A 13,247-nucleotide genomic window follows, 5' to 3' on the forward strand; every position below is an offset into this window, starting at 1 on the left:
TTCAGCGGACGACCAGGACGGGCCCCACCGCCCGCCGCAGCACCAGCTCGGCGGTCGAACCCAGCAGCAGCGTGCGGATCAGCCCCTTGCCGAAGGCCCCCATCACCAGCAGGTCGGTGGGCGCCTCGGCTTCCAGGATGCGTTCGTCGGGGTCGCCGGCGGCGGTCTGGGCGCTCGCGCTGGCCCCGCGTTCGGCCAGGTAGGCGACGGCCTCGGCGGCCAGCGCCTCGGCGCGCATGGCGTCGTCGTCCACGGTCAGTACCACGACGGGCAGCGCCAGCCCGGCGGCCAGCTCCGCGGCCAGGTGCAGCGCCCGGGTCGCGGGGTCGGAACCGTCGTAGGCGAGGAGCAGCCGGTCGGGCCGCACCGGCTCGAGCGGGGCCACCAGCACCGGCGTGGGCGAGGTGCGCACCACCCGCTCCGTCGTCGAGCCCAGCCCGGTGGCCTCGTGGCCGCTGGCCTCGCCGGCGCGGCCCAGCACCACCAGGTCGGCGGTGCGCGCCTCCTCGACGATGACCTGGTAGGGCACCCCGGTGCGCACCGTCGGCTCGACCTTCACGCCCGCCTGCTCGGTTTCCTGGCGCACCCGCTCCAGCACCGCCTCGGCGCGCGCGGTCAGCACCTTCTCCATCTCTTCGTGGTAGACGGGCATGGGCATGCTGATCGCGCCCCAGTCCATCAGCTCGGGCATGCGGATCAGCCGGATGTCCCGCACGTACAGGGCCTCGAGCACCGCTTCCAGCTCGTAAGCCAGGTAGCCCGCCAGCCGCTCGGCGCCCAGCGCGGGGGTGGAGCCGTCGGTGGCGAGGAGCAGACGCTTGATCATGGGACACCTCCTGCCCTCATTCTACGCCGGCGGGCGCCTGGGGCCGCCTACGCCGCGTGCTACAATCCGGTTTGTGCGTCGGGTTCACCCAGGACTCAAGCTGGGCCGCTATAAAGAAAAAAGTGGTGCGCCCGACAGGATTCGAACCTGTGGCCTTCGGCTCCGGAGGCCGACGCTCTATCCAACTGAGCTACGGGCGCACTCGCACCCAGCAATCTAGCACCGCCCGAAGGAGGACGTCAAGTGAAAATAAGTAAACGCGCCATCACCATCATCTTCGGCATTCTGGCTGCGGCCTTTGCCATCGGCACCATCTTCCTCTTCACCCCGCAGGGGAACCCGCAGCAGGAGGGCCGGCCCATCCTCTACGTGAACGGCCAGCCCATCAACGAGCTGGAGTTGATGCGCAAAGCGCAGACGAACCCGCTCTTCACCCTCAACCCCACCGGGGTGCTGCGGCCGCTGATCGACACCTACTTCCTGGAACAGGTCATCACCCTCGAGGCGCTGCGGCAGGACGCCGCCCGCATCCGCGTCTCCAGTTCCGAGGTCAAGCAGCAGGTGGACCAGCTGCGCGAGCGCCTGGGGGTCACGGACCGCGAGGGCTACGACCGCTTCCTGCAGTCCATCGGCTACACCGACAGCCAGCTGCGCGACGAGATCCGCACCCAGCTGCGCATCCAGAAGCGCATCGACGAGCTGCGCAAGAAGGTCAAGCTGACGGACGAGGAGGCCCGCTTCTACTACGAGCTGCACAAGGGCGAGTACGCCGCCGAGGACCGCGTCAAGGCGCGCCAGATCGTCCTCGACGACCAGGCCACCGCCGACCAGGTCTACAAGCAGCTGATCGGCGGCGCCGACTTCGCCGAGCTGGCGCGGCAGTACTCCAAGGTGGGCGCGGAGCAGGGCGGCGCGGTGGGCGCCGAGCCGGGCTCGAGCGAACCCGGCCCCGTCACCCGCCTCGTCTTCCCCACCCCCGTGGCCGACGCCGTCTTCCAGCTGAAGAGCGGCGGCATGACCGAGGTCATCGAGACCGGGGGCCGCTACTACATCGTCAAGGTCGAGGAGTTCCTGCCCGGCGGCGACGTCCCCTACGAAGAGGTGGCCGACCGGGTGAAGAGCGACGCCCTCTCGGTCAAGCAGAACGGGGCGGTGGAGAACTACATCCGCGAGGTGCGCGACCGCGCCGTGGTCAAGTTCACCGAGGAGCAGATCCCCTACGAGTACAAGAACCCCGACGTGGCCAAGGTGGGGGACAAGACGATCAAGCTGGCCGACGTCATCCAGGTGGTCTTCTCCGACCAGCAGGTGCCCCAGTTGATCCAGCAGGGCCTAGGCGAACTGGCCGTCTCCTTCTTCTTCCCGGCCGCGACGGACCAGCTGATCACCGAGGAGCTGCTGCTGCAGCAGGCCGAGGCTTCGGGCGAGCCCTTCATCGGCACCCGCGCCCAGAAGGCCCAGGACGTGCAGCTTTGGAAGACGAAGGACGTCACGGTGACCCCGGACGAGGTGCGCGCGTACTACGAGGAGAACCCCGCGCGCTTCAGCATCCCGGCGTCGGCCACCGTCAAGACGGTCAGCTTCAAGGACAAGGAGACCGCCGACAAGTTCCGCGAAAAACTGATCGCCGGCGACCCCCTCGAGGAGCTGGCCAAGGGGCTGGGCGGCCAGGTGAGCGACCTGGGCACGGTCAACCCCGGCAGCGGCCTGCCGCCGGTTGTCGAGCAGCTGGTCTTCGCCACCGACGCCGACTACGCCCGCGCCGGCGACTGGGGCGTCTCCGAGGTCGTCGAGCTGCCCGGCCAGGACAACCAGAAGACCTACATGGTCGTCCTCGTCAAAGACAAGAAGGCCGAGGTCAAGAAGCCCTTCGAGGCCGTCAAGGCCGAGGCCGAGCAGCTGGCGCTGGCCGCCAAGCGGGCCAAGCTGGCCGCCGAGTGGATCGACCAGCTGAAGCAGCAGGCCGGTGTGGAGAACAACATCGTCGACGTGCTCGGCAGCCTCGCGCCCAAGACCGAGGAGCCCGCGACCCAGCAGGCCCCCGACCAGGGCGCGCCGGAGACGCCGGCGCCCGCCGAGGCGCAGCCTGCGGGCGAAGGCGCCAACTAGGCCTCCGAACCCGAGCGGTGCAGGCCGGCCCCTGGGGGCCGGCCTTTTTGCGGTAGACTGGAGGTATGCAAGCCGACCCGGGTTTGGAACGCGCCTTCCGGAAAGTGCGCCTGCTGCTCGAAGGGGACGAGCGCACCCCCGGCCTGACGCGGCAGGACCTGGAGCGGATGGTCGGTTACCCCGAGCGCGGCCAGGGGCCGCTCTCGTACACCCTGCCGCCGCAGGAAGGCCTGGAGGGCGTGCGGGCGGTGCGCTTCTTCTACTACCCCAAGGACCCGGAGGTCACCCTCATCATCGAGGTCGAGGACCACCAGGGGCGACGCCACCTGCGCCACCTCAAGTGGAACGGCCTCGCCTGGATCTCGCCCCCCAGCGGGCTGAAGTCGGAGCTCGTGCCCACGCGGGAGGTCCTCCCCGAAGGCTACGTCGAGATCGGCGGCGACTACTACGTGGGTTTCGCCTCCGAAGAGGCGCACGAACTCGCCGAGCGCGTCTACCTGGGCGAGGCGGGCGGGCAGAAGTACCTGCTCTGCCCCCAGGACTCCACCCGCATCTTCTACGGCCCTTCGGTCGCCCCCGCGGGGCTGATCTGCCCGATCTGCGGCAACACCTCGCTGCTCTTCAAGGCCATTCCCATCGAGGTCTCGCGGCGGGCCCAGGAAGAGCAGCAGGCCTCCGAGGGCAAGCTCGAGGCCAAGCTGGAAACGCTGGTCGAGCAGAACCGCGAGCTCAGCCAGCAGCTCTCCGAGCTGATCAACCTCCTCAAACGCAACCTCGGCTAGCCCGCCTCAGGGGGGCAGCGTCTCCCGGCCGCCCGCCGCCTCGGGCGGAGGCGCCATGCGGTACCCTGCCTCGGCGCGCGTGAGCGCGCCCCGGCCCACCAGCGCCTCCAGGGCGAACTCGGCCCAGGCGACCCCCTCGGCCGCACTCGACGCGTGCGGCGCGGCGAGCTCCGCGAGCGGGGCCACCTCCCGGACGCGCGCCCAGGCGGCCTCCGCCGCGTCGGGCAGCTCCAGGCTGCCCCCCTCCTCGAACCAGGCGGCCACGGCCTCGAGCCCCGGCCGTTCGCCCCACTCCTCGGCGAAGGCGCGGGCGATCAGCTCCCGCGCCAGGGCCTCGGCCCCCACGAGCTCGCCCTCGTACTCGAGCTCGAGCTTGCCGGTGATCGCCGCCAGGCCGCCGTAGACGTCGCGCGGCCGCGCCAGCGGGGCCTCGCCGTGGGTCAGGGCGCGGGCCTCGGCCCCCGCGGCCACCTGCTCGAGCAGCGCGATGGCCAGGCGCTGGCTGACGCCGCTCGCCGGATCCACGCGCGGGTCGCGGCGGGCCAGGAAGGCCACCCGCTCCACCGCGCGGGCCACGAAGTCGGGGATGCGCACGCCTTCGGGCAGGCGCGCCTCGGCGCGGGTGATGCGCATCCCCGCGGCCAGGCTGCGGGGGTAGTGGGTGCGGATCTCGGCGTCGATGCGGTCCTTGAGCGGCGTGACGATGCGCCCGCGGGCGGTGTAGTCCTCGGGGTTGGCGCTGAAAACGAGCCAGACGTCGAGCGGCAGCCGCAGCGGGAAGCCGCGCACCTGGACGTCGCCCTCCTCGAGCACGTTGAACAGCGCCACCTGCACCCGGGCCGGCAGGTCGGGCAGCTCGTTGAGGGCGAAGACGCCGCGGTTGGCGCGGGGAATCAGGCCGTAGTGCACCGCCTCCAGGTCGCCGAGCCCCTCGCCGCGGCGCGCCGCCTTGATGGGGTCGAGCTCGCCGATCAGGTCGGCGACCGTCACGTCGGGGGTGGCCAGCTTCTCCACGTAGCGGTCCTCGGGGGCGAGCCAGACGAGGGGGGCGTCGTCCCCCGCTTCGGCGAGCAGCCGCCGCCCCTCGGGGCTGACCGGCTTCAGCGGGTTGTCGCGCAGCGGGGTGTCGAGGGCCGGCAGCTCGGGGTCGAGCAGGCGCACCAGGCTGCGCAGGATTCGGGTCTTGGCCTGCCCCCGGAGCCCCAGCAGAATGAAGTGCTGCCGCGCCAGCACCGCCCGCACCAGCGCGGGAACGACGGTTTCCTCGTAGCCGTAGACGCCGGGGAAGAGCGGCTCGCCGGTGCGCAGCTTGGCCGCCAGGTTGTCCCGCGCCTCGTCGCGGACGCTGCGCGAGAGCCGCTCGAGCGGCCAGCCGCTCGCCTTCAGCTCGCCCAGGGTGCGCGGCCGCTTCATTCCTCTGCGCCCAGCGCCCGGGCCAGGATGCGCCCGTTGGCCTCCCAGACGGCCAGGTAGTCGTCGCCCGTCTGGCCCAGCAGGTCGAGGAGCGCCGGCTTCACGCCCAGGGTGCGGGCCACGCGCTCGGCCTCGCCTTCGAGCTGCAGCGGCGCGACCAGGTAACCAAGGCCGCTACGTGCGAGCACCTTCGCCGCCTCGGCCAGCTCGCGGGGGCTGGGCTGGGCCGCGGGGTTGGGGGTGATCAGATAGACGCGCTCGAGGCCGTACCGGGCCACCAGGTAGGTGAAGGGGTTCTTGAAGGCCACGAAGCGGTTCGTGGGCGCCGCGGCCAGCCGAACGCGGATCGTCCGGTCGAGCTCGGTGAGCGCGCGTTCGTAGGCGCGGGCGCGCTCCTGATAGGCCGCGGCGTTCTCGGGGTCGAGCTCTCCGGCGACGCGGGCCAGGTCCCGGACCACGAAGGTCATGGCGATTGGGTCGGTCCAGACGTGGGGGTCGGGCGCGCCCGATGGCAGCGGCCGCACCAGGGGCCTGGTCGAGTCCTCGGCGCGGTAGACCCTCGCCTGCAGGTTGTTGGGGCGCACCAGCTTGTCGATCATCCACTCGTCGAGGTCCAGCCCGTTCAGGATCACGAGCCGCGCCCGGGCCACCTTCTTCACGTCGGCGGGGGTGGGGCTGAAGACGTGCGGGTTGGCGCCGGGTGGCACCAGGCTTTCCACCTGCCAGCCGTCCCCCAGCACCGCGCGGGCGAGCGCGGCGTACGGGGGGATCGTGGCCACGGCCAGGGGACGCTCGGCCAGCGCCAGGCCGGCGAGGAGGGTGAGCAGGACGAGAACGCGCTTCATGCCCTCATCTTAGCCTTGCCCGTGAAGGTTTTCCTAAGTTCGCGGCCGGACGCCGAGCCCGGGGCCTGTGGGCCCGACGAGGCGGGGGCCGTCGTAGTCCAGGCCCGTGAAGGGGTCGTTCTTTATCAGCAACGGGCCGTCGAGGTCGGCGTGGTCGGCCAGCGGCGCCAGGTGGGCGGCCGCGCCCACGGCCAGCCGGGTCTCGACCATGCAGCCCAGCATCACCTGCAGGCCGAGGCCGCGGGCGGTCTCGATCATCGCCCGCGCCGGCGCGAGGCCGCCGCTCTTGGCCAGCTTGATCACCACCCCATCCACGTAGGGGGCCCACTCCACCACGTCGCGCACGGTCTTGATGGGTTCGTCGGCGAAGAGGGGGAGGCTCCCTTTCAGCTCGGCGTAGGCCGCGCGTTCTTCGGGCGGGAGGGGCTGTTCCAGGAACTCGACGCCCAGGCGCACCAGCTCGGGGAGGAGGCGGCGCGCGGTCTCGGGCGTCCAGCCGCCGTTGGCGTCGACGCGGATTCGGGCGTCGGGGCGGGCGGCGCGCACCGCCTCGAGCCGCGCCAGGTCGTCCTCCGAGCCCACCTTGAGCTTGAGAACGGGCATCTTCGCGGCGCGGGCCAGGCCGGCCATCTCGTTGGGGTCGCCCATGGCGACGGTGAACGAGGTGGGCGGGGCGCGGTCCGGATCGAGGCCGAAGAGCCGCCACAGCGGCGCGCCCAGCGCCCGGCCCCAGAGGTCGAAGAGCGCCATCTCCAGCGCCGCCCGCGCCGCCCGCGAGCCCCCGGCGGGCAGGCGCGCGAGCCTGCCCTGCAGGCTGGCGGGCGCGCCCTCGAGCCGGGCGCGGGCCCGTTCCAGGTAGGCGGTCACCGCCTCCACGCTTTCGCCGTGGTAGGGCACCACCGCGGCCTCGCCGAGGCCGCCCTCCAGGTCCACGAAGACGGCGGTCCGCGTCCAGCTGGTGCCGTGGGCGATGCGGAAGGGGTGGGCCAGCTCGAGGGTGTAGGTCCGCCAGTCGAGGCGCACGGTCAGACGCGGCCGAGGGCGCGCAGGACGGCCCAGGCGTAGGCGGGGGCTTCGTTGCAGGCGAGCTTGCGGTAGGCCACCGGGCCGGGGATGGGGGTGCCGGATGCGGCCAGGCGGGCGGCCTTTTCCAGGCAGTGGCGGCGCAGGGTGTAGGTCTTGTTGCTCGAGCCCACCCGCACCACCGCGGTGTTCTCGGTGACCTTCTCCACGGTGAAGGCGTCGCCGCGCTTGGTGGCGAGGCGGCGTCCCTCGAGCGCGCGCACGGCCGCCCAGTCGAGCCCCGCGGGGGGTGTGGCCTCGGGGGTGTGAGAAGGGGCCTCGCGCGTGGGGGGCGGCTCCGCGGGGCCGGCCTCCAGCTCCGCCAGGCCGCGCACCACCGCCACGACCAGCCGCCCGGGGCCGTGCACCCCCTGCACCATGATCTGGCCGATGTCGGCCGACTTGCTGGGGCCCGAGTGCAGCGCCAGGGCGCTGGGCGGGTCGTCTGCGAGCCGCCCCAGCGCCTCGCCCAGGTGCTGGACCACCTCGGCCTCGTCCACCCAGACCAGGTGCGCCGGGGGCAGGAGCTGCAGCCTTCGCCCCTCGGCGCTCGAAAGCAGCACGCTGCCGGTGTCGGCCACGGCCGCGAGGGCGCGGCTCACGCCCAGCCCGGCCTCCTCGGGCGGGGCGGTGGGCAGCGCCGGGGCAAGCGGCGCGGGCACGCGCGGGCTCACCGCCGCGCTTTGGAAGCCCGCGGCCCAGTCCGCAAGCCAGGCGCGGGCGGCGGCGGGGCTTTCGAAACGCCGTACCTCCACGCCGCTGGCCTCTGCGTGGGCGAGGAAGCGCTCCACCGCGCTCGCGGCCTCGGCGGCGGGGCGCCAGGGGCCGGTGGGCGCCTCGACCGGCCAGCGGCCCTCGAGGGCGCGGCGCACGCGGCGGAGGATGCGGCGCTTGGCGTCAGGCACCGTCCAGTTCCTCCTCCCAGATCTCGCGGAAGCTCTTGGGGCTGGGCTCGATCGCCCCGTGGCCCGCGGCCCAGGCGCCCAGGACGGGCAGCCAGGGCGCGCCGGTGAGGGGCGCGGCGATCCGGAGCAGCTTGCCCGAAAGCCGGTAGAAGCGCGGCCGCGTCATCACCTCGGCGTAGCCCGCGAAGGCGAGCCGCTCGGCGGCGGGCGCGTGCTTTGCGCTGCGCACCCGCCAGGCGAGGATCTGCTTGGGCAGGGGGATCTTCACCGGGCAGACGTCGGCGCAGGCGGTGCAGAGGCTGCAGGCGTAGCCGAGGTCCTCGGCCAGGCGGGGGTCCTTGAGGCCGGGGGTGAGCACGATGCCGATAGGCCCGGAGTAGACCTGGCCGTAAGCGTGGCCGCCGGTCTGGCGGTAGACGGGGCAGGCGTTGAGGCAGGCGCCGCAGCGGATGCAGGCGAGCGCCTCGTGCATCTCGCGGTCGGCGAGGACGCTGGTGCGGCCGTTGTCCACGAAGACGACGTGCAGGTGCTCGGGCCCGTCGGGCTCTTCGGGTCGGCGCGGGCCGTTGATCAGGCTCACGAAGGTGCCGATCTTCTGGCCGGTGGCGGCGCGCGCCAACAGCTGCAGGAAGACCTCCAGGTCGCACGCGCGCGGCAGCAGCTTCTCGATGCCCACGAGCGCCACGTGCACCCGCGGCGCGCTGGTGGTGAGGCGGATGTTGCCCTCGTTCTCCACCAGCACCACCGTGCCCGTCTCCGCCACCACGAAGTTGGCGCCGCTGATGCCCATGTCGGCGGTCAGGAAGGCCTCGCGCAGCACCCGGCGGGCGGCGGCGGCGAGCGACTCGGGGCCGGCGTCGGGCGGCGTGCCCAGGTGCTCGTGGAAGAGGGCGCGGATCTCCTCGAGCCCCTTGTGGATCGCCGGGCCGACGATGTGGCTGGGGGGCTCGCCCGCGAGCTGGATGATGTACTCGCCCAGGTCGGTCTCGAAGACCTCGACCCCCAACCGCTCCAGCAGTCGGTTCACCCCCAGCTCCTCGCTGAGCATGCTCTTGCCCTTGACCACCCGCCGCACGCCGTAGCGCTCGGCCAGCTCGCGCAGGATCTGCTGCGCGTCCTCGGCGTCCTCGGCCCAGTGGACCTCGGCCCCGCGGGCGGTGAGGCGGCGTTCGGCCTCGAGCAGGTAGCGGTCGAGCCGGCTCAGGGTGTGGCGCTTCGTCGCCGCGGCCCAGTCGCGCCAGGCCTCGGCCTCGACCTCGCCGTAGGCGCGGGCGCGGTTCGCGTCGAAGTGGAGGGTGGCGCGGGTGACGGCCTCGCGCACCTCGGGCGTGCGCTCAAGGGTGCGCCGGGCCGCCGCCTTGTACCCCTCAGCCGCCATGGTGGGCCTCCCAAAGCAGGCTGGCGACGTGCCGCACCGGCACCTTCAGCCCGCGCTTCTTCGCGCGTCCGGCCAGGTGCAGCAGGCAGGCGCCGTCGGCCGAGGTGAGCGCGTCCACCTCGGGCAGGGTGTCGAGCTTACGGTCGGCCATGGCCAGGCTGACGGGCGCGTTCTTGACCGAGAAGACGCCGCCGAAGCCGCAGCACTCCTGGTCGGCCTCCCAGGGCACGACCTCGGCCCCGGCCGCCTCCAGCAGGCGCACCGGCTCCTCCTTTATGCCCAGCTCGCGGCTGACGTGGCAGCCGTGGTGGTAGGCCACCCGCTGGCCCGCGAGCCCCCGGCCCACGCTTCCGACGTTCAGCACCCGCACCAGGAACTCCACCAGCTCGTAGCTGCGCTCCGCCAGGTCCAGCGCCGTGTCGTAGCGGGGGCGGTCGCCCTCGAAGAGGCGGGGGCTGTAGGCGCGCAGCATCGTGGTGCACGAGCCCGAGGGCAGCACCACGTAGTCACACCCCTCGAAGACGTCCTGGGTGTGGGCGGCCATCCTGCGGGCCTCGCCCCAGTGCCCGGCGTTGAAGGCGGGCTGGCCGCAGCAGGTCTGCGCGCGGGGAAAGCGGACCTCCACGCCCAGCGCCCGCAAGAGCCGCACCGCGTCGGCGGCGGCTTCCGCGAAGAACTGGTCGGCCAGGCAGGTGACGAAGAAGCAGACGCGCATCTATGGGGCGATTATACCGGCCCCGTCAGGCCGAACGCCCCGTTCCCGCCGCGGCGAACTTGAGCTCGACCTCGCGCAGGCTCTCGGGGCTGCCCATCACGGTTACCTTGTCGCCCAGGCGCAGCTGGGTGTAGCCGTGGGTGACGATGGCCTGGCCGTCGCGGTGGATGGCCAGCACCAGGGTGTCGGGCGGCAGCCGCAGCTCGCGCAGCAGCGCCCCGTGCAGGGTCGGGTCGCGCAGCTCGATGTCGACGACCTGCTTGCCCTTTTCCAGCCCCAACAGCAGGCTCGCCGCCTGGGGGGCGCGCACGAACTGCTCCAGCAGGCTCAGCGTGGCCATGTTGGGGTCGACGACCAGGGCCCCCAGCTCCTGGAAACGCGGGGCCCAGCTGCGGTCGGCCAGGCGCACCACCAGGCTCTCGGTGCCGTACTTCTCGTAGAAGGTCTCGCAGATGCGGTGGTTCTCGGCGTCGGAGAGCAGGCAGACGACGGCGTCGGCCCCCTCGGCCTCGAGCGCCGCGAGCGTCGCCTCGTCGAGCTCGCGGTAGGGCATGACGGGAAACCCCGCCGCCGCCAGCTCGCCGGCGCGTTCGGGGTCGGGCGTGGCCAGCCGCACCTGCCAGCCGTCGGCGGTGAGGCGGCGGGCGAGGGTGAGTGTTTGGTCGTCGTCGCCGAAGAGGATGACGTCGCGCACGCCGTCGAAGGCGGCGTGCCCCCGGGGGTGGGCCTCGCCCACGGCCAGGAGCGACCACTTGAACAGCGGCGGCCCCACGAGCTGGTTGAGCACGATCAGCCCCACGATCACCGCGGCAAAGGGCTCGCCGAAGCCGGTGAACTCGTCGGCTACCTTCTTGGTGAGCCCCAGGGCCACCCCCGCCTGGGTCACGAAGGCGAGGCCCGAGTAGGCGGCGTGGCGCAGGGGTTCGCGCGCGAGCAGCGCGCCCAGGAAGGAGCCGGAGAAGATGCCGACCATGCGCGCGGCGAAGAGGGCGAGGGCGATGGGCCAGGCGCGGCCCAGCACGTCGAGGGCCAGCCCCGCGCCGGTGAGGGTGAAGAAGGCGATGTAGACCGCGGGGCCCAGGTCCTCGAGGATCTTGGAGAACTCGTCGCGGAAGCCGGTGTAGTTGACGAGCAGGAAGCTCGCAATCATGCCGATGAGCAGGGGCTCGAGCGTCACCGGGGCGTGCAGGAAGCGGTCGCTCGTCGCACGCAGCACGTGGCTCACCGCGAAGATACCGTAGCCCGCGGCGAGCACGACCGCGCCCTTGAGCCAGGCGTGCAGCCGCGTGGCCATGAGGCGCCGGAAGAAGGCGGCGAGCAGGTAGCCCAGCGCCACCGAGGCGGCGATCTCCACCGCCAGCAGCAGCAGGAAGCCCAGGCCCAACGGCCGGTCGTGCACCCAGACGAGGGCCAGCTCGTAGGCCAGGGTGAAGAGGACGATGACGACCACGTCGGTCACGACCGTGACCCCCAGCACGAGCTGGGTGAAGGGCCCCTTGGCGCGCAGCTCGTTGATGATGGCGATGGTGGAGGAGGGCGAGCGGGCCACCAGCACCACCCCGGTCATCAGGGCGACCGCGCGGCGCGCGGGCTCGCCCAGGTCGGGGATGAAGCCGAAGAGGTGGTAGGCCGCCCAGGCGCCCACGAGCGCGATGGTGAAGGTCTGCACCGCGGTCATGACCGCGATGGGGCGCAGCCGCGGCCGCACCTCGCCCAGGTAGAGCTCGGCCCCGGCGGCGAAGGCGATGAAGGCCAGGGCCATCTCGTCGACGAAGCGCAGGCGTTCGAGCTCCTCGGGGGTGATCATGCCCAGCACGTAGGGCCCGATCAGGATGCCCGCGAAGAGGAAGCCGCTGATCAGCGGCAGGTTGTAACGGGTGACGTACTGCCCGATCGTGTTGGCCGCGAGCGCCAGGATGAAAAAGCCGCCGACGAGGACGAGGATTTCGCTGAGGGCTTCCATAGGACGGGCCGCCGAGGGCGGAACACCTAGCAGCTTACCCGATGGGCTCCAGCACCCGCAGCACGGCGAACTTCAGGTAGCGCCCCTCGGGGAACTCGGGCCGGAGCGGGTGGTCGGGGGCGTGGCCGGCCTCGTGCACGATCTGGGTGCGCACCCCGGCGCGCCGCGCCGCCTCGGCGAGCGCCTCGCGAAAGGCGGTCGGGCTCACCTGGGCGGTGCAGCTGGCCGCGGCCAGCAGGCCGCCCGGGCGCACCCGCCGCATCGCGCCCGCGCCCAGCCGGACGTAGGCCCGCAGCGCCGAGCGCAGCTGCGCGCGCTTCTTCGCCAGCGCCGGCGGGTCGAGGACGACGAGGTCGTAGGTCTCCTCGTGGGCGTTCAGGAACTCGAAGACGTCGGCCCGCACGGCCTCGTGCCGCTCCGCCAGTCCGTTCAGCCGCGCGTTCTCGCGGGCGTCGGCGAGCGCGCCTTCGCTGACGTCCACGCTGCGGGCGAAGGCCGCCCCCCCGGCGAGGGCGTAGACCGAGAAGCCGCCGTTGTAGGCGAAGAGGTTGAGCACCCGTGCCCCGGCGGCGAGCTCGCGCACCTTCTGGCGGTTCTCGCGCTGGTCGAGGAAGAGGCCGGTCTTCTGGCCGCGGTGCAGGTCGGCGACGAAGCGCAGGCCGCGCTCGCGCACGGTCAGCTTGGGCGGAGGCGGTTCGCCGTAGAGGGGCTCGAGCCCCTCGGCGTTCCGCAGGACGATGCCCCGGGGCCTCAGCGCCCGCCCCAGCGCCTTCACCACCGCGGGCAGCACCGCCCGGCGCACGCCTTCGCTGTAGGCCTTGACCACCAGGAAGCGCCCGTAGCGGTCGGCCACCAGCCCCGGCAGGAAGTCGCCCTCGCCGAAGAGGAGCCGGTAGGCGTCGGTTTCGGGCGGCACCCACCGGCGGCGCAGCGCCCGCGCCTCCTCCACCCGCGCGGCCAGGTCGGCGGCGGCGGGCACGCGCTCGCGGGCGAAGAGGCGAACGGCCACCTGACCCGCGGCGTCGTAGACGCCCACGGCCTCCGCCCGGCCCGCGACCAGGCGGACCCAGTCGCCGGTCTCGAGCCGGTGGGGGGGAAGGTGGTTGCGGTAGATCCAGGGGTGACCCGAGGCCAGCGCGGTTTCCAGCGAGGGGTCGAGGCGCAGGATGGGCGCGTGCATCGCTCCATCTTACGCCGCGGCGGGGGCGGACGTCCGCGGCGGCCGCGGGCCGCATTTTGTAGAGTGGGC

General features: G+C 72.7%; 11 protein-coding genes and 1 tRNA gene. 2 read left to right on the forward strand and 10 right to left on the reverse strand.

Annotation, left to right across the window (positions count from 1 at the left end; translation table 11 throughout):
- Window position 1: 1 nt before the first annotated feature.
- Both OCEPR_RS00870 and OCEPR_RS00875 read right to left on the reverse strand, forming a co-directional pair.
- Window positions 2-826: a universal stress protein gene (locus OCEPR_RS00870; RefSeq protein ID WP_013456815.1), complete on the reverse strand. Its 825-nt coding sequence runs from the start codon at window positions 824-826 to the stop codon at window positions 2-4.
- 123 nt (window positions 827-949) lie between these two features.
- Window positions 950-1,026 (reverse strand) — tRNA-Arg (locus OCEPR_RS00875).
- 43 nt (window positions 1,027-1,069) lie between these two features.
- Here OCEPR_RS00875 and OCEPR_RS00880 point away from each other — a divergent pair.
- Window positions 1,070-2,935, forward strand: a complete 1,866-nt coding sequence (locus OCEPR_RS00880; protein ID WP_013456816.1) for a peptidyl-prolyl cis-trans isomerase — start codon at window positions 1,070-1,072, stop codon at window positions 2,933-2,935.
- Window positions 2,936-3,000: 65 nt separating this feature from the next.
- Window positions 3,001-3,717, forward strand: coding sequence for a hypothetical protein (locus tag OCEPR_RS00885; protein WP_013456817.1), 717 nt, complete (start codon window positions 3,001-3,003; stop codon window positions 3,715-3,717).
- 6 nt (window positions 3,718-3,723) lie between these two features.
- Here the strand turns inward: OCEPR_RS00885 and OCEPR_RS00890 are convergent, their stop codons facing one another.
- From OCEPR_RS00890 to OCEPR_RS00925, 8 genes are read right to left on the reverse strand one after another with little or no spacing between them, the layout of a single operon-like run.
- On the reverse strand, window positions 3,724-5,130 hold the full coding sequence (locus tag OCEPR_RS00890) for a sigma 54-interacting transcriptional regulator (protein ID WP_013456818.1): 1,407 nt from the start codon (window positions 5,128-5,130) through the stop codon (window positions 3,724-3,726).
- Window positions 5,127-5,975, reverse strand: a complete 849-nt coding sequence (locus OCEPR_RS00895; RefSeq protein WP_013456819.1) for a metal ABC transporter substrate-binding protein — start codon at window positions 5,973-5,975, stop codon at window positions 5,127-5,129. The genes OCEPR_RS00890 and OCEPR_RS00895 overlap by 4 nt, the downstream gene beginning before the upstream one ends.
- Before the next feature lie 33 nt (window positions 5,976-6,008).
- Entirely contained in the window at window positions 6,009-6,998 is a 990-nt protein-coding gene (locus tag OCEPR_RS00900; protein ID WP_013456820.1) for a dipeptide epimerase, read from the reverse strand.
- A 2-nt stretch (window positions 6,999-7,000) separates the two neighbouring features.
- Window positions 7,001-7,942 (reverse strand): LutC/YkgG family protein, encoded by a 942-nt coding sequence (locus OCEPR_RS13195; RefSeq protein ID WP_013456821.1) that lies wholly within the window; start codon window positions 7,940-7,942, stop codon window positions 7,001-7,003.
- Window positions 7,935-9,320 carry a LutB/LldF family L-lactate oxidation iron-sulfur protein gene (locus OCEPR_RS00910; RefSeq protein WP_013456822.1) on the reverse strand — a complete coding sequence of 462 codons (1,386 nt, stop codon included), beginning with the start codon at window positions 9,318-9,320 and terminating at the stop codon, window positions 7,935-7,937. Before OCEPR_RS00910 ends, OCEPR_RS13195 begins: the two co-directional genes overlap by 8 nt.
- On the reverse strand, window positions 9,310-10,035 hold the full coding sequence (locus OCEPR_RS00915) for a (Fe-S)-binding protein (RefSeq protein WP_013456823.1): 726 nt from the start codon (window positions 10,033-10,035) through the stop codon (window positions 9,310-9,312). The genes OCEPR_RS00910 and OCEPR_RS00915 overlap by 11 nt, the downstream gene beginning before the upstream one ends.
- Window positions 10,036-10,060: 25 nt before the next feature.
- Entirely contained in the window at window positions 10,061-11,998 is a 1,938-nt protein-coding gene (locus OCEPR_RS00920) for a monovalent cation:proton antiporter family protein (RefSeq protein WP_013456824.1), read from the reverse strand.
- A 34-nt stretch (window positions 11,999-12,032) separates the two neighbouring features.
- Window positions 12,033-13,178: a class I SAM-dependent rRNA methyltransferase gene (locus OCEPR_RS00925; RefSeq protein WP_013456825.1), complete on the reverse strand. Its 1,146-nt coding sequence runs from the start codon at window positions 13,176-13,178 to the stop codon at window positions 12,033-12,035.
- Window positions 13,179-13,247 lie beyond the last annotated feature (69 nt).

The organism is Oceanithermus profundus DSM 14977 (genome assembly GCF_000183745.1).
Classification (GTDB): domain Bacteria; phylum Deinococcota; class Deinococci; order Deinococcales; family Marinithermaceae; genus Oceanithermus; species Oceanithermus profundus.

Excerpts from the sequence above, each read along its gene's own strand:
- OCEPR_RS00870 (WP_013456815.1), bottom strand. The coding sequence starts at position 826 with ATGATCAAGCGTCTGCTCCTCGCCACCGACGGCTCCACCCCCGCGCTG.
- OCEPR_RS00885 (WP_013456817.1), top strand. The coding sequence starts at position 3,001 with ATGCAAGCCGACCCGGGTTTGGAACGCGCCTTCCGGAAAGTGCGCCTG.
- OCEPR_RS00890 (WP_013456818.1), bottom strand. The coding sequence starts at position 5,130 with ATGAAGCGGCCGCGCACCCTGGGCGAGCTGAAGGCGAGCGGCTGGCCG.
- OCEPR_RS00895 (WP_013456819.1), bottom strand. The coding sequence starts at position 5,975 with ATGAAGCGCGTTCTCGTCCTGCTCACCCTCCTCGCCGGCCTGGCGCTG.
- OCEPR_RS00910 (WP_013456822.1), bottom strand. The coding sequence starts at position 9,320 with ATGGCGGCTGAGGGGTACAAGGCGGCGGCCCGGCGCACCCTTGAGCGC.
- OCEPR_RS00915 (WP_013456823.1), bottom strand. The coding sequence starts at position 10,035 with ATGCGCGTCTGCTTCTTCGTCACCTGCCTGGCCGACCAGTTCTTCGCG.
- OCEPR_RS00920 (WP_013456824.1), bottom strand. The coding sequence starts at position 11,998 with ATGGAAGCCCTCAGCGAAATCCTCGTCCTCGTCGGCGGCTTTTTCATC.
- OCEPR_RS00925 (WP_013456825.1), bottom strand. The coding sequence starts at position 13,178 with ATGCACGCGCCCATCCTGCGCCTCGACCCCTCGCTGGAAACCGCGCTG.